This window comes from Pseudomonas sp. S3_B08 (assembly GCF_054667725.1).
Window position 1 is genome coordinate 2,822,541 of sequence record NZ_CP162750.1, and the last position, 21,974, is coordinate 2,844,514.

17 protein-coding genes are annotated in these 21,974 nt (G+C 59.8%); 5 read left to right on the plus strand and 12 right to left on the minus strand.

The features are described 5' to 3' along the window. The first annotated feature begins 10 nt into the window (after positions 1-10). Both AB4N73_RS12780 and AB4N73_RS12785 read left to right on the plus strand, forming a co-directional pair. On the plus strand, positions 11-577 hold the full coding sequence (locus AB4N73_RS12780; RefSeq protein ID WP_071173055.1) for a CsiV family protein: 567 nt from the start codon (positions 11-13) through the stop codon (positions 575-577). Positions 578-588: 11 nt separating this feature from the next. Next, positions 589-3,279, plus strand: coding sequence for a DEAD/DEAH box helicase (locus tag AB4N73_RS12785; RefSeq protein WP_256810594.1), 2,691 nt, complete (start codon positions 589-591; stop codon positions 3,277-3,279). A gap of 148 nt (positions 3,280-3,427) precedes the next feature. Here AB4N73_RS12785 and AB4N73_RS12790 read toward each other — a convergent pair whose 3' ends face one another. From AB4N73_RS12790 to AB4N73_RS12805, 4 genes are all read right to left on the minus strand, one after another. Next, positions 3,428-6,721, minus strand: a complete 3,294-nt coding sequence (locus AB4N73_RS12790) for a DEAD/DEAH box helicase (protein ID WP_460143545.1) — start codon at positions 6,719-6,721, stop codon at positions 3,428-3,430. Between the two features lie 9 nt (positions 6,722-6,730). Beyond that, complete coding sequence (locus AB4N73_RS12795) at positions 6,731-7,468, minus strand: S-methyl-5'-thioinosine phosphorylase (RefSeq protein ID WP_016775487.1); 738 nt, start codon at positions 7,466-7,468, stop codon at positions 6,731-6,733. A 13-nt stretch (positions 7,469-7,481) separates the two neighbouring features. Next, positions 7,482-8,492, minus strand: coding sequence for a beta-N-acetylhexosaminidase (nagZ, locus tag AB4N73_RS12800; protein WP_460143546.1), 1,011 nt, complete (start codon positions 8,490-8,492; stop codon positions 7,482-7,484). 158 nt (positions 8,493-8,650) lie between these two features. After that, the gene (locus AB4N73_RS12805) at positions 8,651-9,358 is read right to left on the minus strand and encodes a TetR/AcrR family transcriptional regulator (RefSeq protein WP_056791523.1); all 708 of its coding nucleotides are present in this window, start codon (positions 9,356-9,358) and stop codon (positions 8,651-8,653) included. Positions 9,359-9,587: 229 nt separating this feature from the next. Between AB4N73_RS12805 and lexA the strand changes: the two genes are divergently transcribed. Beyond that, the gene (lexA, locus tag AB4N73_RS12810) at positions 9,588-10,196 is read left to right on the plus strand and encodes a transcriptional repressor LexA (RefSeq protein WP_016775490.1); all 609 of its coding nucleotides are present in this window, start codon (positions 9,588-9,590) and stop codon (positions 10,194-10,196) included. A 10-nt stretch (positions 10,197-10,206) separates the two neighbouring features. Beyond that, on the plus strand, positions 10,207-10,680 hold the full coding sequence (gene sulA / locus AB4N73_RS12815; RefSeq protein WP_041477346.1) for an SOS-induced cell division inhibitor SulA: 474 nt from the start codon (positions 10,207-10,209) through the stop codon (positions 10,678-10,680). 97 nt (positions 10,681-10,777) lie between these two features. Here the strand turns inward: sulA and AB4N73_RS12820 are convergent, their stop codons facing one another. The 7 genes from AB4N73_RS12820 to AB4N73_RS12850 all read right to left on the minus strand — a co-directional run bounded on the left by AB4N73_RS12820 (position 10,778) and on the right by AB4N73_RS12850 (position 19,180). Then, complete coding sequence (locus AB4N73_RS12820) at positions 10,778-11,011, minus strand: hypothetical protein (RefSeq protein ID WP_003226592.1); 234 nt, start codon at positions 11,009-11,011, stop codon at positions 10,778-10,780. Between the two features lie 106 nt (positions 11,012-11,117). After that, on the minus strand, positions 11,118-11,642 hold the full coding sequence (locus AB4N73_RS12825) for a DUF6586 family protein (protein ID WP_460143547.1): 525 nt from the start codon (positions 11,640-11,642) through the stop codon (positions 11,118-11,120). A gap of 144 nt (positions 11,643-11,786) precedes the next feature. After that, positions 11,787-14,420 (minus strand): type I DNA topoisomerase, encoded by a 2,634-nt coding sequence (gene topA, locus AB4N73_RS12830; protein ID WP_056791529.1) that lies wholly within the window; start codon positions 14,418-14,420, stop codon positions 11,787-11,789. Positions 14,421-14,534: 114 nt separating this feature from the next. Then, positions 14,535-14,771 carry a DUF1653 domain-containing protein gene (locus AB4N73_RS12835; RefSeq protein ID WP_133340511.1) on the minus strand — a complete coding sequence of 79 codons (237 nt, stop codon included), beginning with the start codon at positions 14,769-14,771 and terminating at the stop codon, positions 14,535-14,537. A 93-nt stretch (positions 14,772-14,864) separates the two neighbouring features. Beyond that, positions 14,865-16,040 carry an acetyl-CoA C-acyltransferase FadA gene (fadA, locus tag AB4N73_RS12840; RefSeq protein WP_016775495.1) on the minus strand — a complete coding sequence of 392 codons (1,176 nt, stop codon included), beginning with the start codon at positions 16,038-16,040 and terminating at the stop codon, positions 14,865-14,867. A 29-nt stretch (positions 16,041-16,069) separates the two neighbouring features. Next, complete coding sequence (gene fadB / locus AB4N73_RS12845) at positions 16,070-18,217, minus strand: fatty acid oxidation complex subunit alpha FadB (RefSeq protein WP_460143548.1); 2,148 nt, start codon at positions 18,215-18,217, stop codon at positions 16,070-16,072. Between the two features lie 525 nt (positions 18,218-18,742). After that, complete coding sequence (locus AB4N73_RS12850; RefSeq protein WP_041477352.1) at positions 18,743-19,180, minus strand: hypothetical protein; 438 nt, start codon at positions 19,178-19,180, stop codon at positions 18,743-18,745. Between the two features lie 103 nt (positions 19,181-19,283). Here AB4N73_RS12850 and AB4N73_RS12855 point away from each other — a divergent pair, with 103 nt between their 5' ends. After that, positions 19,284-19,721 (plus strand): universal stress protein, encoded by a 438-nt coding sequence (locus tag AB4N73_RS12855; protein WP_016775498.1) that lies wholly within the window; start codon positions 19,284-19,286, stop codon positions 19,719-19,721. A 192-nt stretch (positions 19,722-19,913) separates the two neighbouring features. Here AB4N73_RS12855 and AB4N73_RS12860 read toward each other — a convergent pair whose 3' ends face one another. Beyond that, positions 19,914-21,836 (minus strand): ATP-binding cassette domain-containing protein, encoded by a 1,923-nt coding sequence (locus tag AB4N73_RS12860; protein WP_460143549.1) that lies wholly within the window; start codon positions 21,834-21,836, stop codon positions 19,914-19,916. Positions 21,837-21,974 lie beyond the last annotated feature (138 nt).

Sequence of the window (21,974 nt, forward strand, 5' to 3'; positions counted from 1 at the left end):
AGGACGCCCGATGCGCCTGTTCCGCTCCCTGACTTTGTTGCTTGCACTTGCAGCACCGACGGCGTTTGCCGATGACACGTATCAGGTCGAAATGATCCTGGTGCGCCAGAATGCCGTACCCGCAATCGTCAGCCGCGCCGCCCCGGAAGACTGGGCCGCTGGCGCCCAGCGTCTGGGCAGCGACAGCCAGCGCACCCCAGCGCTGAATGATGTAGTGAGCAAACTCACCGCCAGCGGCGAGTACACCGTGTTGATGCACAAAGCCTGGCAGCAGAGCCTCGGCGAAGCGCCGGCGAAAGTCGCAGTGAGCGAAGGTCAGGAGCAGTTCGGCCAGTTCCCCATCGAGGGCACGCTGGAAATGAAACTCGGCCGCTTCACCGACGTGACCGCCGATTTCTGGGTCAATCAGATCGACGCCAATGGCCTGGTCACCGCCAGTGAGCGCCTGCGCCAGGACAGCCACACCAAGAACGGCCAGCTCAATTACCTCGACAACGGTCATCTGGCCCTGCTGATCAAGATCACTTCCCTGACCGCGCCAGCGCCTCGCGAAGCGCCTGAAGTCGTGCCGGACTGATCGAAGTCCTTATGCCGCCGCCCCTGAGCAAACCGCTGGCCCCGTCGTGGGTCAGCCGATTCAAAGAACAGAGTCTGGAGCGCGGCCGCCGCTACGCTTTGGAGAATCGAGTGCGCATCGCCCAGGTCGGCGATGCGACCATCACCGCCAGTTGCGAAGGTTCTGGCGGTAGCGTTTACCGACAGACCATCCATCTGCGCGAGTCAGCTAAAGCGACGCTGTTGCTGGTCGACGCCACCTGTACCTGCCCGGTGCGCAGCAACTGCAAACACTGCGCGGCGGTGCTGCTGAAAATCCAGGAAACCCTCGACTACCCCGCCGCCGCGAAAGATGCCGAGTTGCTGGAAAAACTCCAGGCCGTGCTGGAGAACCGTAGCCCGAAAGCGCCGCCGCAAGTGCTGGTGGACAACGTGCAACCGGTGCCACGCCTATGGCTGGCGAGCGTCGAATTCAGCGCCTTCGAGCCGCGCAACGGCAAGATGCAGCGCTACATTCAGCATCGCGCGGCACTGTCGTTCAGCTATCTGGACGAATACGTCAGCGGGCAAAAACACAGCGATATCCTGATCCGTCAGGAAGCCCAGACCCTGCGAATAAAACGTCACCCGGACGTCGAACAGTCCTACCGCGAACAGTTACGCATCCTCGGTTTCCGCATCGCCACAAGGCAGAGCAAAGCCCTGCCGGAAAGCGCCGGCGAACTCTACGAGATGGTCAACGACAGCGCCTGGCTGACCTTCACGCTGAATGACTTGCCGAAATTGCGCAGCCAGGGCTGGGAGTTGCAGATTGATGAGGAATTCGGTTTCGACCTGACCGCCGTCGACGACTGGTACGCCACCGTCGAACAGGCGCCGGAGCGCGACTGGTTCGATCTGGAACTGGGTATCATCGTCAACGGCGAGCGCCTGAGCCTGCTGCCGATTCTGCTGAATCTGATGCGCTCGCACACCGAGATCCTCAACCCGGAACGCCTCGCCCGCCGTCGCGATGACGAGCTGATTCTGGTCAACATTCCGCAACGCACCAGCGAGCATGGGCCGTTGCAAGTGGCGCTGCCGCTCGGTCGCTTGAAGCCGGTATTGATGACGCTGGGCGAGTTCTATTTGCAGGAGCCGGGCGAAACAACGCTGCGCCTGAGCAAGGCTGACGCCACCCGGCTCAATTCGCTGGAAGGCCTGCCGCTGTTGTGGGAAGGCGGCGAGCAGATGCGCACCTTCGCCCAGCGCCTGCGCGACATCCGCGATTTCACTGCCGAAGCGCCGCAAGGTCTGAATGCAACGCTGCGCCCGTATCAGCTCGAAGGTTTGAGCTGGATGCAATCGCTGCGACAACTCGAAGTCGGCGGCATTCTCGCGGACGACATGGGCCTGGGCAAAACCCTACAGACCCTGGCGCATATTCTCAGCGAGAAGAACGCCGGACGCCTCGATCGTCCGTGCATGGTGGTGATGCCGACCAGCCTGATTCCGAACTGGCTCGACGAGGCGGCGCACTTCACCCCGCAGCTGAAAGTCCTCGCGCTGTACGGCGCCACGCGCAAAAAGCACTTCGACAATCTGGCCGACTTCGACCTGATCCTCACCACTTACGCCCTGTTGCCCAAGGACCTTGAGCGCTTGGCCAAACAGCCGCTGCACGTTCTGGTGCTGGACGAAGCGCAATACATCAAGAACCCCAACAGCAAAGCCGCCCAGGCCGCCCGCGAGCTGAATGCACGCCAGCGCCTGTGCCTCAGCGGCACGCCGCTGGAAAACCACTTGGGCGAGCTGTGGTCGCTGTTCCATTTCCTGCTGCCGGGCTGGCTCGGCGACGTGAAAAGCTTCAATGCCGATTACCGTGTGCCGATCGAAAAGCGCGGCAGTGAAGTCAGACTGCAACACCTCAACGGTCGGATAAAACCGTTTCTGCTGCGCCGCACCAAAGAGCAGGTCGCAACCGAGCTGCCGCCGAAAACCGAAATCATCCATTGGGTCGAACTCAACGAAGCGCAGCGCGATGTGTACGAGACCATGCGCCTGGCGATGGACAAGAAAGTCCGTGACGAAATCACCCGCAAAGGCGTGGCGCGCAGCCAGATCATCATCCTCGAAGCACTGCTCAAGCTGCGTCAGGTCTGCTGCGACCTGCGCCTGGTCAACGACGCCACCCTGCCCGCGCGCGGCAGCACCTCGGGCAAGCTCGACAGTCTGATGGAAATGCTGGAGGAGTTATTCGAGGAAGGCCGGCGGATTCTGCTGTTCTCGCAATTCACTTCGATGCTGTCATTGATCGAAGAGGAGTTGAAAAAACGCAAGATCGCTTACGCCCTCCTCACTGGCCAGACCCGTGACCGGCGCACACCGGTGAAGGAATTCCAGAGCGGCACGCGGCAGATCTTCCTGATCAGCCTGAAGGCCGGTGGTGTCGGTTTGAACCTCACCGAAGCCGATACGGTGATTCACTACGACCCGTGGTGGAACCCGGCAACCGAGAATCAGGCGACTGACCGCGCGTATCGAATCGGCCAGGAAAAACCGGTGTTCGTCTACAAGATGATTGCCCGGGGCACGGTGGAAGAGAAGATTCAGCACCTGCAGAAGGAAAAGTCCGACCTGGCAGCGGGCGTGCTCGATGGGCGCAAGGCCGGGGACTGGAAGTTGCAGAGCGATGATATTGAAGCGCTGTTTGCGCCGTTGCCGGACAAGATCGACAAGCGCTGAAATCGGCGTTGCTGGTTAGATAGCTATCGCTGGCAAGCCAGCTCCCACAGGGTTATGAGCTGTACCGAAGATTGTGATTCAACTCGATATCTGTGGGAGCTGGCTTGCCAGCGATGGGGTCATCGGATATTGCGCAGTCACTCAGGGCTCACCCCTTGGAAACCGGCAACGGCGCAAACAACGCCTCGATATCACTCTGTTCCAGTTTGAACCCCCCCGTCGTGCCACCCTCAAGCACCGCTCCGGCCAGCGCAGCTTTCTCCTGCTGCAACGCCTGGATCTTTTCTTCCACGGTACCTTTGGCAATCAATTTGTAGACGAACACCGGATTGTTCTGGCCGATGCGATACGCCCGATCGGTCGCTTGGTTCTCCACTGCCGGGTTCCACCACTGGTCGAAGTGAATCACCGTGTCCGCCGCTGTCAGGTTCAGACCGGTACCGCCGGCCTTGAGGCTGATCAGGAACAACGGCACCTTGCCGCCCTGAAAATCCCTCACCGGCGTGCGCCGATCGGTGGTGTCGCCGGTCAGCAACGAGTAGCCAAGCCCGCGTTGCTGCAATTCCTGCTCAATCAGCGCCAGCATCGAGGTGAACTGCGAGAACAGCAGAATGCGCCGCCCTTCGCCGAGCAATTCTTCAAGCATCTCCATCAGGCTGATCAGCTTGCCGCTGCCCGAGCGCAACGCCTTTGCCGTGAGCGGCATATTGACTAGGCGCAGATCGCAGCAGACCTGACGCAGCTTGAGCAGCGCATCAAGGATGATGATCTGACTGCGCGCCACGCCGCTGCGGGCGATTTCGTCGCGGACCTTTTTGTCCATCGCCACGCGCACCGTCTCATAGACGTCGCGCTGACCATCACTGAGTTCGACCCAGTGGATGATCTCGGTTTTCGGCGGCAACTCGGTGGCGACCTGATCCTTCTTGCGCCGCAGCAAAAACGGCTTGATGCGTGCGGTCAGGTGCTGCATGCGCTGCACATTGCCGTGCTTCTCGATCGGCGTGCGGTAATCGCGGTTGAAGGATTTGCTGTCGCCGAGCCAGCCGGGCATGAGGAAATGGAACTGCGACCACAGCTCGCCAAGGTGGTTTTCCAGTGGCGTACCGCTCAGACACAAGCGCTGACGGGCCTGCAAGTCACGGGCGGCCTGCGCGGCTTTGCTCAGCGGGTTCTTGATATTCTGCGCTTCGTCGAGAATCAGCACGCTCCACGGCTGCGGCTGCAAGATCTCCAGATCCCTGGGCAGCAATGCGTAAGTGGTTAGCACCAAGTCGTATTCGCCCAGATTGGCAAAGTCCTTCTGCCGCCCGGTCCCGTGCAGCGCCAGGACTTTCAACTGCGGCGTGAAGCGCTCGGCCTCGTCGAGCCAGTTGGGAATCAGGCTGGTCGGCATCACCGCCAGTGCCGGACAGTCCAGGCGCCCGGCGTGTTTCTCCGTGAGCAGATGCGCCAGGGTCTGCAAGGTTTTGCCCAGGCCCATGTCATCGCCCAGAATGCCGCCGACTTCCAGCTCGCGCAGGGTCTGCATCCAGTTCAAGCCTTCGAGCTGATACGGGCGCAGTTGCGCGTTGAGGCCGGCAGGCGCAGCAACCTGGGCGTGACTGGAATTCTGCAGACGCTTGGCAAAAGTGCGCAGGCGTTCGCCGCCCTGCCAGTCCAGCGGCACGCCATCGAGCATACTCAGACGCGCGGCGTCTGGAGCGGTCAAGCGCAGCGCATCACCCTGATGGCCGCCCAGGTACAACTCGCCCAGCGTGGCCATCAACGGTTTGACCCGACTCAGCGGCAACGCGACCTTGGCGCCGGCCGGGTCGCCAAAACCGCTGGGCTTGAGCTCGATCAGGAGTTTTTCATCATCGTTGCGCTGCGCCAGATTGACCGGGTCGAGCAAGCGCGGCTGGGTCCGCAACAGGTGCAGAAGGATCGGCAGCAAGCTGTAGCGCTCGCCGTTGACGACGATACCCAACTGCAGATCAAACCACTGATGCGTGGCCTCTTCTTCGACCTCGGCGTACCACTGTTCAACCGGTTGTACATCGAAATGGAAACCGGGACTGATCTCGATTTTCCAATCTGCGGCGCGCAGTGTGGCCAGCCCTTCGTGCATGAACCCGAGCCAGGCGGAATCATCCGGCAAGGTAAACATCTCGCCGGGACGATCCATTGCACTCTTGCGCGTGGCTTTCTTGAAGCCATGTTTTTGCAGGTTCTGGCGCAGCTTCTTTTCCAGCGCCGGTTGACGCTGAATGCGCTGGGTTTCGCTGCCATTGAGGATCATCACTTCCGGGTTGCGATCCACCGCCGGATGACCGTTGTAGGTAAACAGCAGAGCGGCGCGGTGCTCCAGCACGTATTCCCAGCGCGAACGTTCCCGGCCGCTGACCAGGGTCAGTTGCGGCTGCGGCAGCACGTCATCGATGATCCGTTCGGTGAGTTTGTGCGGTGGCGCAATTTGGGTCGCCGCGCTCATGCGATGGCTGAACTGCATGGCCTGACGCGCCGGAATGTCTGGCGCCAGGGTCAAATGGCAGGCGAGTTTTTCCTCCAGCTCAGTGAACAGCGGGCCAACCTGGCGCTGCTCGCGATCAAGGTAATAAAGCGGCTCCAGCGCCAGCACGGTTTCCTGCGCGGCTTCGGCACTGCTCCATTGCGCGCGGAATCCGCCGTCAGCCTGCTCGGCCCAAGAGAACTGACCGACGCGTTTCGCCCCCGGTGTCAGCGCTCGCAGGTCTTCGAAGTCGAGGAACAGCCGCGAGGTACGCAGGAGCATTTCCAGCAGTTCGGCGCCACTGCTGCCTTCCAGCGGATAGCCGCTGTAATAGGCGTGATGAGAATGCATGGCGACCAACAGCCGGGCGATGCGCAGATCCAGCTCGGACAGGTAGCCGGGCTGGCGCATGAGCATTTCCGCGAGCGAGTACATCGGTTTGACCTCGCGTAACTCGCCGCTCTTGAGCTGGTAGACCTTGAAAATATCGAGCAGCCACTTGCCGTTCGCAGACGTCGGTTTGAGCTTGTAAAACAGACGCGTGCCTGCGGTTTGCGCACTTTCTTCAGCGGGCTTGGCCGGCACGGGAATTGTTGAAAGCCAATGCTCCAGCGCTCGTCCCAACGGGGTCTGCGCGTCACTTCCAGACGCATCCTCGCCAGTGCCCAGCAGGTGATAGAGCACCGCTGCGCTGTGCTTGCAGTCCAGTGCAACCGGACAGCTGCACAGGCATCGCAAGCTAACCGATCCCAACCGATCTTCTGACAGGTAAATGGTTTGCTCATACGCCTGAAGTTGCGATCCGACGCAGAACGCCTCTATCTTCCTGTCATCGATCTCGAGGATCTCTACCCGGTCATCGGCGGCATAAGCGCGGGCCTTGGCCAACGCCTTGCTACTGAATGCGTGGGTCCATGTCAGCCCTTTAAGCCGCTCGATGAAAATGCTCATGGACAGTCCTTAGCTGGCCAGCACTCGCGCCAACGTTGATTTCACCTTGCCCATGCCATCGTGCAGGGCCTGCTCGATTTCGGCCATGGTGATGACTTCGGTGGTCTTGCCGGCTGCAGGATTCACCACCAGCGCCAGACAGGCGTAATCCAGATCCAGCTCACGCGCCAGCGCCGCTTCCGGCATGCCGGTCATGCCGACGATGTCGCAGCCGTCACGCTCCAGTCGCACGATCTCGGCGACCGTTTCCAGACGCGGACCCTGGGTGCAGGCGTACACGCCTTGATCGCTGTATTCGCAGCCTTCGGCGGCGACTGCGGCAATCAATTGCTGACGCAACGGCTCGCTGTAGGGAAAGCTGAAATCGATGTGGGTGACGTGCTCCAGATCATCGGCGAAATAGGTGTGCTCGCGCCCACTGGTGTAGTCGACGATCTGGTGCGGCACGCAGAAATGCCCGGTGCCCATGGCCGGATGAATACCGCCCACCGCGTTAACGGCGATGATCGCTTCGGCACCCGCCTGCTTCAACGCCCACAGGTTGGCGCGGTAGTTGACCTTGTGCGGCGGGAAACGATGCGGGTGACCGTGACGGGCGAGGAACAGCACTTCCTTGCCGGCGTATTCACCAATCTGCACCTCGGCCGAAGGCGCGCCGTACGGGGTGTCGACTGCCAGCGACTGGCGAATGCTCAGGCCTTCGAGCTGAGTCAGGCCAGTGCCACCGATGATTGCGTAAACGGTCATAACGAAAAAATCCTTAATCGATCAGTTGAGCGTCTTTGAGCGCGCCGAGGGCGGTGAGCCAACGCGGGTCCTGACGATAATCGGTATTGGCGAAGGCTTGACCGCGCATCTTCGCGATGCGCGCGGAAGGCTTGACCTTCATACGCTGGGCGGCACTCAACGCCAGCTCGGCTGCCGCGCGGTCGTTGCACACCAGACCCATGTCGCAACCGGCACTCAGCGCGGCTTCGATGCGGCTGGCAGCGTCGCCGACCACGTGAGCGCCGGCCATCGACAGATCATCGCTGAAGATCACGCCATCGAACTGCAACTCGCCGCGCAGGATGTCCTGCAGCCAGCGTCGGGAGAAACCGGCCGGCTGCGAGTCGACTTGCGGATAGATGACGTGGGCCGGCATGACGGCGGCCAGTTGTTTGCTGAGTTTGGCGAAGGGCACCAGATCATTGGCGCGGATCACGTCGAGACTGCGCTCGTCGTTCGGGATCGCCACATGGGAGTCGGCTTCGGCCCAGCCGTGGCCTGGGAAATGTTTGCCGGTGGCGGCCATGCCGGCGCTGTTCATGCCGCGAATGAATGCACCGGCGAGCAAGGCAGCGCGCTCGGGATCCCCTTCGAAGGAACGGGTGCCCACCACGGCACTGCGCTGATAGTCCAGATCCAGCACCGGGGCGAAACTCAGGTCGAGCCCGACCGCCAACACTTCGGTGGCCATGATCCAGCCGCATTGCTCGGCGAGATACTCTGCATTCGGGTTATCGGCGATGGCGCGCATCGCTGGCAGACGGACGAAACCCTGACGCAAGCGCTGCACTCGCCCGCCCTCTTGATCCACCGCCAGCAGCAGATCCGGACGAATCGCGCGGATCGCGGCGCTCAGTTCGCGCACCTGGCGTGGATGCTCGATATTGCGGGCGAAAATGATCAGGCCGCCCACTTCGGGCTGACGCAACAATTGGCGATCTTCGGCCGTCAGCCAGGTACCGGCGACGTCCACCATCAACGAGCCTTGCAGGCCAGCAGTCATAGAGATTCCTTGAAAACGAAAAACCCGATCTGCTTGCATTCGCTACCGTGGGCAATGCCCGGACGGTCAGCAGAATTCATGCAGATCGGGTTCAGTACGAGAGTCGGCATGGCCGGCTAGCTTAGCGGATACCAGCTGCCGCGCCCACCCGTGCGCGGTCAAACCTTGGCGGCGACCGGTATGGATTTGCTGCGCGGACGCAATTGCGCGCTGGCCATGGCTGTATCGGTGACGCCGGTTTCGGCGCGCATGCCGGCAGCGAGGAACGGCACCATCAGGCGCATCACTTGTTCGATGGAGGTATTGACGCCGAAATCGGTCTCGGCAATCGCGCGCAAGGCCTTGATCCCGGACATGCTGAACGCCGCAGCGCCAAGCATGAAGTGCACGCGCCAGAACAGCTCGATCGGCGGAATGCGTGGCGCCGCTTCATTGACTAGCAGCATGTAGCGGCGGAACACCTTGCCGTACATGTCTTCCAGATAACGCCGCAAGTGGCCCTGGCTCTGGCTGAACGCGAGGCCGAGCAAACGCATGAAGATCGACAGATCGTTACCGCTGCGAGGCTGCACGACGAGCGCTTGCTCGACGAGGATTTCCAGCAGCTCTTCGAGGGTCGGCTTGTTCTCAGGCTTGGCCTGACGGCGCTCCAGCTCTTTATCGAGGCTGACGCAGAACGGACCGAGGAAGCGCGAGAACACGGCCTGGATCAGCGCCTTTTTCGAGCCGAAGTGATAATTCACCGCAGCCAGATTGACGCCAGCCTTGCTGGTGATCAAACGCAATGAGGTTTCAGCGAATCCTTTCTCCGCGAACAACTGCTCGGCAGCATCAAGAATGCGTTCAACGGTTTCCGACTGGGCCATGGCTACTCCGCCTGACAAACACTTGTTTGAAACATACGTTTCAGCCTAAGCCTTGTCAAGCCTGCCGGTTCGTTTTGGGAATGGTCGGTCAGCTATTTAACCACACAAGGCGCCAGCATTAATAAGCGCCCTTCGCGACCGCTCGGCGGGCGGCAAAAAAACGCCCATTGCCAAGACCGCTTCACTGTATATAATCCCAGTCACTGTATAAAAAGACAGAGCGATCAATATGCTAAAGCTGACGCCACGCCAAGCCGAGATTCTGGCCTTCATCAAACGTTGCCTCGAAGACAACGGCTATCCGCCCACCCGTGCGGAAATCGCTCAGGAATTGGGTTTCAAATCGCCAAATGCGGCGGAAGAACATCTCAAGGCCCTGGCCCGCAAGGGCGCGATCGAGATGACCCCGGGCGCTTCCCGCGGCATTCGTATTCCCGGCTTCGAAGCCAAGGCCGACGACTCCACCCTGCCGATCATTGGCCGAGTGGCTGCCGGCGCGCCGATCCTCGCCCAGCAGCACATCGAAGAATCCTGCAACATCAACCCGACCTTCTTCCATCCTCGCGCCGACTACCTGTTGCGTGTGCACGGCATGAGCATGAAGGATATCGGCATCTTCGACGGCGACCTGCTGGCAGTGCATACCACCCGCGAAGCGCGTAACGGCCAGGTTGTGGTTGCGCGTATCGGCGACGAAGTGACGGTCAAACGCTTCAAGCGTGAAGGCAGCAAAGTCTGGCTGATTGCCGAGAACCCCGAGTTTGCCCCTATCGAAGTCGACCTGAAAGATCAGGAACTGGTGATCGAAGGCTTGAGTGTCGGCGTCATTCGCCGCTAAAGGAGGCTCCATGCAGTTCCCACACACACCTCAGCAAACACAACTGCCTTTATTTGAAGCGTTTCTGGCGCAACCGATTGCGCCGATCCTCAAAGACGTGGTCGAGCGTGACTGGAATGCCAAACCTGACGCCTTCAGTGAGCTATCACTGCGTGGTGCGGCCGGGAACTGCCTGAACCTGCTAGCGCCGATCCTCCGTGAATTGAGCGAGGATCAGGATGCGCGCTGGCTGACGCTGATCGCCCCACCCGCCAGCCTGACGCAAACCTGGCTGCGCGATGCCGGCCTGAACCGCGAACGCATCCTGCTGCTGCAACCGCGTGGCACGCAGAGTGCTCAGCAACTGGCGTGCGAAGCGTTGCGACTGGGTCGCAGCCACACCGTGGTGACCTGGCTAAACCCGTTGAATGCCAATTCACGGCAACAACTGATCAGCGCCGCGCGCACGGGCGAAGCTCAGAGCCTGAACATTCGTTTGGGTTGATTGTTGAGTAATGCGCGCTGTGTGAAGCGCAGGGCTTCTCCAGGGACAGAGAAGCCGATCTGAAGCGCAAGCGACCGAGAAAAGGCCAAAGCGTGGATCAATGAAGAACCCGCGGCCCCTCTTCCTTATCAAACTCGCCTTCAACCATACGACCTGCCATCTGCACGCCGACGCTCAACATCGCTTTGGCAATTTCAACGTGCTGGCCTTGCAGGAACGCCTTGGCATCCTCGGAGAAATCCAGCGTCACCAGAGAACCTTCGTCCTCGGCCCTGCGCAGTTCGATTCGGCCGTCTGGTAACTCGACAATTTCTAGAAAGGACGTTGGCATATAAGTCTGTTCTCCACGAAAGGCAGCGATTATATAGACATCATTCGAGCTTCGCTCGGGATCTTGACCAGCAGCATGTTTCAGATTGCCACTGCGCCAAACTACCTCAACACTCGTTCAAGCCTTCCCGGAAACGCAGGGCCAGACCTTTGAGGTTCTGCCGCCAGCTCTCCAGCTCATCTCGATTGAGCTCTTCCGGCGTCTCTTCTTCATCAAGATTAATCGCTTGGATCAGCGGCTGCGTCACGTCGCCTTTTGGCTTGCGTGGCGCCCTCGGTGGCTGAAACAGTGCTGCGTGCGCCGCCAGCAGTTTCGCCAGCCAGGTTTCCGGATTACCGGCCAGCTCGACCATTTCGGCCAACTCCGGAATGGCGATCAACTCCAGCACTTCGCGCCTCAACAACTCCTCTGCCCTCGGCGAATTGGCCTGCGGCAGACGATAAAAGCCGGCGATCTCATGACACAAGCCCAGCAGTGCGCCGTAGAGGTGGAACAACGCCGACTCACGCCCGGCCTGGATCAGCGCCAGAGAATTCATCGCCCGCCCTTCTTCAGCACGAGCCAGAGCTTCGAGTGACAGGCCGGCGAAATAGATCTTCTGGTTGGTGCGGGTATAGAGTTCGTGGGCCATGACGGCAGCCTCCACAACGAAATAATTGCTTCACACAGGCCCGGCAGTGTCATGGATCAGCCGATGCCAGCGCAAGCACAAAACAAAAAGGCCGCATGAAAACCCGAAGGGTTCATGCGGCCTTTTTGCTGTTCAGACTAGCGCTTACTCAGCCTTGGCCTTTGCGCTGCGCTTGTCTTCAACAGTCCACTTGCCACCGTCGTAATACGCTTTCCAGCCTGTCGGCTTGCCGTCGACTTCGGTCTGTACGTATTGCTCCTTGGTCTTGCGGCTGTAGCGGATGACCGCTGGCAGACCGTCAGGATCCTTTTGCGGAGCCTCGCACAGGAAGTGGTACTTCGGATCGATCTCGTCCTTGTGCGGCAGAATCTCGATCACCAACGGAGCGCGGGTCTCGCGGTTTTTCGGGAACTGACTGGCGGCCAGGAACAGACCGGACGCACCGTCGCGCAGGATGTAGGTGTCGTTGACCTTTTCGCATTTCAGCTCAGGCATCTTTACCGGATCCATCTTCGGCGGCGCCGCGTCACCGCTCTTCAGCAGCTTGCGGGTGTTCTTGCACTCCGGGTTGGTGCAACCGAAGAACTTGCCGAAACGGCCCGTCTTGAGCTGCATTTCGCTGCCGCACTTGTCGCATTCCAGGCTCGGACCTTCATAGCCCTTGATGCGATAGCTGCCTTCTTCAATTTCGTAACCGGCGCAATCCGGGTTGTTGCCGCAGATATGCAACTTGCGCTTCTCGTCCAGCAGGTAGGCGTCCATCGCCGTGCTGCAGATCGGGCAGCGATGCTTGCCACGCAGTACCAGCGATTCCGATTCGCCCTCGTCGTCCGCTGCGATTTCATCGCCCGGCACCAGGTTGACGGTGGCCTTGCAGCGCTCTTTCGGCGGCAGGCTGTAGCCCGAGCAGCCGAGGAACACGCCAGTCGATGCGGTACGAATCTGCATCGGACGACCGCAGGTGGTGCACGGAATGTCAGTCATGACCGGCTGGTTGGCGCGCATGCCGCTGTCCGGGTTTTCCGCTACTTCGAGTTTCTTCTTGAAGTCGCCGTAGAACTCGTCCAGCACGTTTTTCCAGTCGCGCTCGCCCTGCGCCACGTCATCGAGGTTCTCTTCCATGCCGGCGGTGAAGCCGTAGTCCATGAGATTGGAGAAGCTCTCGGACAGACGTTCGGTGACGATGTCACCCATCTTTTCCGAGTAGAAACGACGGTTGTGCAAGGTCACATAACCGCGATCCTGAATGGTCGAAATGATCGCAGCGTAAGTCGAAGGACGACCGATGCCGCGTTTTTCCATCTCCTTGACCAGACTGGCTTCGGAATAACGCGCCGGTGGCTTGGTGAAATGCTGCGACGGGTCAAGCTTGATCAGCTTCATCACATCGCCCTGGGCCATGTCCGGCAGCACGTCATCATCGCCAGGCTTGGCAATCTGCGGCATCACGCGGGTGTAACCGTCGAACTTCAGGATACGGCCCTTGGCACGCAGCTCGAAGTCGCCAGCGCCGACGCTGACGGTGGTCGACAGGTATTGCGCCGGCAGCATCTGGCAGGCGAGAAACTGGCGCCAGATCAGCTCGTACAGACGCTCGGCATCACGCTCCATACCCGCCAGCTTGCTCGGTGTGGTGTTGGCGTCGGACGGACGAATCGCTTCGTGAGCCTCTTGCGCGCCTTCCTTGCTGCTGTAAACGTTCGGCGTTTCCGGCAGGTACTTCTTGCCGAATTCGTCTTCGATGTAGGTGCGCGCCATCGCCACGGCGTCGGCCGAGAGATTGGTCGAGTCGGTACGCATGTAAGTGATGTAGCCGGCTTCGTACAGACGCTGGGCCATCATCATGGTTTTCTTCACGCCGAAACCGAGGCGGTTGCTCGCAGCCTGCTGCAAGGTCGACGTGATGAACGGCGCCGACGGCTTGCTGCTGGTCGGTTTGTCTTCGCGCTTGACGATGTTGTAGCTGGAAGACTTGAGCTTCTCCAGCGCAGCCATGGCCTGGGCTTCATTCAGCGGCTTGAAGGCTTCGCCTTTTTCGCGAGCCACTTCGAAACGCACGGTCGAGCCTTTGGTGGTGCCGAGATCAGCGTGCACTTCCCAGTATTCTTCGGGATTGAACGCACGGATTTCACGCTCACGCTCGACTACCAGCTTCACCGCAACCGATTGCACGCGACCGGCGGACAGACCACGGGCGATCTTGGCCCACAGCAGCGGCGAGACCATGTAGCCGACGACGCGGTCGAGGAAGCGACGCGCCTGCTGGGCGTTGACACGATCAATGTCCAGCTCGCCCGGCTCGGAGAAGGCTTCCTGGATCGCCTTCTTGGTGATTTCGTTGAACACCACGCGCTTGTAACGGCTGTCGTCACCACCGATGGCTTCGCGCAGGTGCCAGGCAATGGCTTCCCCCTCGCGATCCAAGTCGGTTGCGAGATAGATGGTGTCAGCATCCTTGGCGAGCCGGCGCAGCTCTTCGATGACCTTTTCTTTGCCCGGGAGGATCTCGTACTGGGCTTTCCAGCCGTGTTCGGGATCGACGCCCATGCGCGAAACCAGCTGCTTGCGCGCTTTCTCTTTCGGCGAGAGCACCGGACCTTCGCCCGCAGCAGCCTTGCCGCGCTTGGCGGCTGGCTCTTTGCTGGCGCTAGCCGAACCGCTGGTGGGCAGGTCTCGGATATGGCCGATACTCGACTTCACCACGTATTGGTTACCCAGATACTTGTTGATGGTCTTGGCCTTAGCCGGGGATTCCACAATGACCAGCGATTTGCCCATGGATCAGAAAATTCCTGAATTCTAGAAGTGAAAGGCGGTTGGCGCCTGACGCGGCACCGCTATATATAGTTGATACAAGGTGAGGTCAAGCGCAGGGTTGTCTGCGCAGTCGCCTCATGCCTTGTCAAAAAGGCTCGGTTCGGCTTGCACCAAAGCAAAGCGCGGCACCTGCTCGCCGTCAACCTCGACTGACTCGACGAACATGCTCAGCGGGCGCACCCAATAGCCGTAATCGCCATACAGGGCTTGGTAAAAGACCACTTCTTCTTCGGTTTCGGAATGCCGCGCAACACTGAATACACGGTATTGCGGACCTTTGTAATGTTGGTAGAGCCCAGGTTGTATCGGCATGCTTCGGCCCTCACTGAAATCTTTTCAAAAATAAATAAAAAACCCAAAAACAAAAACCGGGGCACTGGGCCCCGGCTTCCATCGACGAGACGCTTAAACGCGTTCGAAGACGGTGGAGATGCCTTGGCCGAGACCAATGCACATAGTGGCCACCCCGAAGGTGCCGCTATTCTGCTTCATCACGTTCAGCAGGGTGCCGGAAATACGCGCACCGGAGCAACCGAACGGGTGACCCAGGGCGATCGCGCCGCCGTGCAGGTTAACCTTCTCGTTCATCTTGTCGAGCACTTTCAAATCTTTCAGCACTGGCAGAGCCTGTGCAGCGAAAGCTTCGTTGAGCTCGAAGAAGTCGATATCGTTGATGCCAAGGCCTGCGCGCTTCAGGGCTTTTTGTGTTGCCGGCACTGGACCATAGCCCATGATTGCCGGGTCTACACCCGCCACTGCCATCGAACGGATTACCGCCATTGGCTGGATGCCGAGGTCCTGTGCACGCTGCGCCGACATCACGATCATGCACGAAGCACCGTCAGTGATCTGCGACGAAGTACCGGCAGTCACGGTGCCGCCCTTTGGATTGAATGCCGGCTTCAGCGCCGCCAGACTTTCCAGGGTGGTTTCCGGACGAATGGTTTCGTCGTAGTCGTACAGTTTCAGGAAACCGTTCTCGTCGTAACCCTGCATCGGGATGATTTCGTCCTTGAACTTGCCTTCCACGGTTGCCTTGTGGGCCAACTGGTGGGAACGCACGCCAAAGGCATCCTGCTGCTCACGGGTGATGCCGTGCATCTTGCCGAGCATTTCAGCGGTCAGGCCCATCATGCCCGAGGCTTTTGCCGCGTACAGCGACATGTGCGGGTTCGGATCGACACCGTGCATCATGCTCACGTGGCCCATGTGCTCGACGCCGCCGACCACGAACACGTCACCGTTGCCGGTCATGATCGCTTGCGCAGCAGTGTGCAGCGCGCTCATCGACGAACCGCACAGACGGCTGACGGTCTGGCCGGCCGAAGTGTGCGGAATCTGGGTCATCAGCGACGCCATGCGCGCGATGTTCCAGCCCTGCTCCAGGGTCTGGTTGACGCAGCCCCAGATCACGTCCTCGACTTCCGCCGGGTCGACCTTGCTGTTGCGTTCCAGCAGTTTGCTGATCAGGTGCGCCGACATGTCTTCAGCGCGGGTGTTGCGGTGCATGCCGCCCTTGGAGCGGCCCATCGGAGTACGACCGAAGTCGACAATCACGACGTCTCTAGGATTCAAGCTCATAAGTTCACTCTCACTCTAGTTGGGGGCGCTTAACCGAAGAAGCTCTGGCCGTTTTTGGCCATTTCGCGCAGCTTCGCGGTCGGGTGGTACAGCGCGCCCAAATCAGCGTACTGGTCAGCCAGGGCAACGAACTCGGCAACACCGATCGAATCGATGTAGCGCAGCGCACCGCCACGGAATGGAGGGAAACCGATACCGTAAACCAGACCCATGTCGGCTTCGGCGGCGGTTTCAACGATGCCGTCTTCCAGGCAGCGCACGGTTTCCAGGCACAGCGGGATCATCATCCAGTTGATGATGTCTTCGTCAGTGACTTCGCGCTGCTCGTAAACGATCGGCTTGAGCACTTCGAGTACCGACGGATCGGCGACTTTCTTCTGCTTGCCTTTCTTGTCGGCCTCGTAGGCGTAGAAGCCCTTGCCGTTCTTCTGGCCCAGGCGCTTGGCTTCGTACAGCACGTCGATGGCCGAACGACGGTCATCCTTCATGCGGTCCGGGAAACCTTCAGCCATGACGTCGCGACCGTGGTGACCGGTGTCGATGCCGACCACGTCCATCAGGTAAGCCGGGCCCATTGGCCAGCCGAATTTTTCCATCACTTTGTCGATGCGAACGAAGTCGACACCGGCGCTGACCAGCTTGGCGAAACCGCCGAAGTACGGGAACAGCACGCGGTTGACCAAAAAGCCCGGGCAGTCATTGACGACAATCGGGTTCTTGCCCATTTTCTTCGCGTAGGCAACGGTGGTGGCGATCGCCAGTTCACTGGACTTCTCGCCACGGATCACTTCCACCAGCGGCATCATGTGCACCGGGTTGAAGAAGTGCATGCCGACGAAGTTTTCCGGACGCTTGAGGGCCTTGGCCAGCAGGCTGATGGAAATGGTCGAGGTGTTGGACGCGAGGATGGTGTCCTCTTTGACCTTGTCTTCGACTTCAGCCAGTACCGCTTGCTTGACCTTCGGGTTTTCGACCACAGCTTCGACGACCAGATCGACGTGACCGAAGTCGCCGTAGGACAGGGTCGGACGAATGCCGTTGAGCACTTCAGCCATCTTCGCCGCGGTCATGCGACCCTTGTCAACGCGGCCGACCAGCAGCTTGGCGGCTTCGGCCAGACCCTGCTCGATACCGTGCTCGTTGATGTCCTTCATCAGGATCGGCGTGCCTTTGGAGGCCGACTGATAAGCGATACCGCCACCCATGATGCCGGCGCCGAGTACGGCAGCCTGCTTCACGTCCTTGGCGATTTCGTCATAGGCCTTGGCCTTTTTCTTCAATTCCTGATCGTTCAGGAACAGGCCGATCAGGCTCTGCGCAGCAGAGGTCTTGGCCAGCTTGACGAAGCCTGCAGCTTCCACTTCCAGTGCCTTGTCGCGACCGAAGTTCGCGGCTTTCTGGATGGTCTTGATCGCTTCAACCGGCGCCGGGTAATTCGGGCCGGCCTGGCCAGCCACGAAACCTTTGGCGGTTTCGAAAGCCATCATTTGTTCAATGGCGTTCAACTTGAGTTTTTCAAGTTTCGGCTGACGCTTGGCTATGTAATCGAACTCGCCGGAGATGGCGCGCTTGATCAGTTCAAGGGCAGCTTCCTGCAGCTTCTCTGGAGCAACCACGGCGTCGACGGCGCTGACTTTCAGGGCGTCTTCAGGGCGGTTTTCCTTGCCGGCGGCAATCCACTCGATGGCGTTGTCGACACCGATCAGGCGTGGCAGACGTACGGTACCGCCGAAGCCCGGGTAGATGCCCAGTTTGACTTCCGGCAGACCGATCTTGGCCTTGGTGGACATGACGCGATAGTCAGCCGCCAGGCACATTTCCAGACCGCCACCGAGGGCGATGCCGTTGATGGCCGCGACGGTCGGCACGTTGAGGTCTTCGAAATCGCTGAAGATCTTGTTGGCTTCGAGATTGCCTGCAACCAGCTCGGCATCCGGCAGCTTGAAGTTGTCGACAAATTCGGTGATGTCGGCGCCGACGATGAACACGTCCTTGCCGCTGCTGACGATCACGCCCTTGATCGAAGCATCTGCCTTGATGGTGTCTACGGCCTGACGCAGTTCGTTCAGGGTTAGACGGTTGAACTTGTTGACGGACTCACCCTTGAGGTCGAATTTCAATTCGACGATGCCACTTTCAAGAGCTTTAACCGTGATGGCTTTACCTTCGTAAATCATCAACTGATCTCCACGATATGGAAGCTGAACAGTACACGTCGGACGCAGGCTTATGGCTCAGAAGGACGCTTTGCTCGTCGATACTGACACCGTCCGCCTGGCACACCCGCCAACGCGATAGTCGGGATTCTGTAGGAGCAGTCTGTAAGACAAACGCTCAATTCATACGCCCGTTTGATTCGGGTACGTCACCTTCACGGAATTTCAGACAATTGTCAATCGCCCTAAATTCGGGCTGAAATGCGACTTTGCGGTCATTTCTGCACCATGATGAGCAGCAACACCCGTCTCGATGTTGAGCCATTCATAGAATCAATAGTTAGAAAAGTCGCCCTAATTTCCGCCGAGCCCTGTTCAGAAGGCTACGCTGGGTGGACTGCGAGGAAATTTGCCGAGGCGATCAAAGCGCCTGCCGCAAAAAAAGTTACCGGCCTGCCTGGCCAATCCGCCCGACGAATCATGTCGGGCTTTTTATTGCGCGTCTGCCGGACGTTTCACACCGTTGCAGTGAGAAAAGTCCGCGCATCACGCCAGTGCTTTCAGGGTCGCGTCGATATCCTGCAGAACCGTCGCCTCGCCCTTCTCGCCCCAGTACAAGGCGATCATCTGCTTGTCCGCTTCGATCTTGAAAACATTGCCCGGCAATTTTTCGAAATAATCGAGCAGGATCCGGTCATCGCAGACTTCTTGCCATTGATTGACCCACACGCCCGGGGTTTTCTGCCAATAGGTCCAGCACGCCGGTTGACTGCCACGCCGGGGCCGGTGGTACTGGGCGCAGGGATTCGGCGGCTCCGGCAGCAGCCAGTGCGGCCACTCCTGCGGCGCCAGCTGCATGGCCAGGCCGATGCGTCGCGCCTCCATGCGCAGGGCCATGCGCCCGCTCTGCGTTCGCGATGGGCGCAACCATGCCAGTGGACTTAAAACTACCAGCAGGATTGACACCACCAGCCAGACCGTCATATCTGTACTCCCGATTTTTGATGAGCCCATTGTGTCACTTGCGAACCAATGCGCTTGAAACCAGCCATACTTACCAATATCGAACCCTCAGGAGGAGCACCTCATGCCCTACCACCACATACTGGTCGCCGTAGATCTGACCGAAGAGTGCGACCCTGTGATCCACCGCGCCCGCGAGCTGTCGGTGAGCAACGCTGCCAAGTTGTCGCTGGTGCATATCGTTGAACCGATGGCCATGGCCTTCGGTGGCGACGTGCCAATGGACCTGTCACAACTGCAACAACAGCAGTTCGATCAGGCCAAGGAGCGTCTTGAAAAACTCAAATCGAAATACCCCGAGCTCGAAGGCGCCAATTGCCATCTGACCTACGGCCAGCCCCGCCAGGAAATCCATCATTTCGCCAAGGAACAAGCGTGCGATCTGATTGTGGTCGGCAGTCATGGCCGCCATGGCCTGGCACTGCTGCTCGGCTCGACCGCGAATGACGTGCTGCACGGTGCGCCATGCGATGTACTCGCGGTGCACCTGGTCAAACGCTGATCTGTCTTGCAGTTTGTGGGAGCGGGCCTGCTCGCGAATACGTCGGCACATTCAATATGAGTGCCGCCTGACACACCGCTTTCGCGAGCAGGCTCGCTCTCACAGTTGACCTGCTCCAGCCTGTAGATCGCGCTACATATGAAAAGCCCGGCGCTCATCACTGAGCGCCGGGCTTTTTCACATCAGGAGCTATCAGGCATCCAGCTCGGCCCAACGCTCCACCAACGCATCCAGCTCGGCCTGCAATTGCTCCAGCGAAGCAATCACCTTGGCCGTTTCCGCCGGCGGACGCTGATAGAAACCGGCTTCAGCCATTTCCGCTTCAACAGCGGCGATTTGCTGCTCCTTGGCGTCGATGTCGCCCGGCAAGGCTTCCAGCTCACGCTGCAGCTTGTAGCTGAGTTTCTTCTTGGCAACCGGAGCGGCAGCCGCAGGCGCAGCCACCGGAGCCGGCTCAGCGGTAACCACCGCCGAGTTCAGGTCAGCCTTGCCCGACTTGCTTTCAGTCACGCCCAACAGACGCGGCGAGCCGCCCTGACGGATCCAGTCCTGATAGCCGCCGACGTATTCACGAACCTTGCCTTCACCTTCGAAGACCAGGGTGCTGGTCACCACGTTATCGAGGAATGCCCGGTCGTGGCTGACCATCAGCACGGTGCCGTTGAAAGTCAGCAGCACTTCTTCGAGCAGCTCGAGAGTTTCCACATCGAGGTCGTTGGTCGGTTCGTCGAGCACCAGCAGGTTCGCCGGTTTGCTGAACAGCTTCGCCAGCAACAGACGCGCACGTTCACCACCCGACAACGCCTTGACCGGCGTGCGTGCACGCTGCGGGCTGAACAGGAAGTCGCCGAGATAGCTCAGCACGTGACGGCTCTGCCCGTCGATGTCGATGAAGTCGCGACCTTCGGCGACGTTGTCGATCACCGTTTTTTCCAGATCCAGCTGATGGCGCAACTGGTCGAAGTACGCCACGTCGATGCGCGTGCCCTCTTCCACTTTGCCGCTGGTCGGTTGCAGACCGCTGAGCATCAGTTTCAACAGGGTGGTCTTGCCGGTACCGTTGGCGCCGAGCAGACCGATACGGTCGCCGCGCTGCAGGACCATGGAGAAATCCTTGATCAGGAACGGCCCGCCCGGATGCGCGAAGCTCACGTTCTCGAGGACCATCACCTGCTTGCCGGATTTGTCCGCGGTTTCCAGCTGGATGTTGGCCTTGCCGGTACGCTCGCGACGCTCACTGCGCTCAACGCGCAGGGCTTTCAGAGCGCGCACACGACCTTCGTTACGAGTGCGGCGGGCCTTGATGCCCTGACGGATCCAGACTTCTTCCTGAGCCAGACGCTTGTCGAACAGCGCGTTGGCGGTTTCTTCAGCGGCCAGCGCAGCTTCTTTGTGCACGAGGAAACTGGCGTAGTCGCCGTTCCAGTCAATCAGCCCGCCGCGATCCAGTTCGAGAATGCGCGTGGCGAGGTTTTGCAGGAAGGAACGGTCGTGGGTGATGAACAGCACGGCGCCCTGGAAATCTTTCAGCGCCTCTTCGAGCCAGGCAATCGCACCGATGTCCAGGTGGTTGGTCGGTTCGTCGAGCAGCAGCAGATCGGGCTCGGACACCAGCGCCTGCGCCAGCAGCACGCGACGACGCCAGCCACCGGAGAGTTCGGCGAGAGTCTTGTCGGCCGGCAGTTGCAGACGGCTCAGGGTGCTGTCGACCAGCGTTTGAAGGCGCCAGCCATCACGGGCTTCGAGGTCGTGCTGAACGTGCATCAGCTTGTCCAGATCGGCGTCGGTGATGATGTTCTGGCTCAGGTGATGGTATTCGGCGAGCAAGGCGCCAACACCATCGAGGCCTTCCGCCACCACGTCGAATACCGTCCGGTCGTCGGCAACTGGCAATTCTTGCGGCAATTCGCCGATTTTCAGACCGGGGGCACGCCATACCGAGCCGTCATCGGGCTTCTGGTCGCCCTTGACCAGTTTCATCATGCTGGACTTGCCAGTGCCGTTGCGGCCGATGATGCACACCCGCTCACCACGGGCGATCTGCCAGGACACCTTGTCCAACAACGGCATAGCGCCGAACGCAAGGGACACATCGCTGAATTTGAGCAGGGTCATGAGCTTCTCCAAAAACCGGGCGCGCATTCTACCTGACTTGAGGCTTCAGCAGGCCGGCAATTTGTCTGTCGAAGCACTCTGCACAACATTTGTTGCGAACTTGTGCAGCGAGGCTCGCAAAGCTTTCGCCGCTTGCTG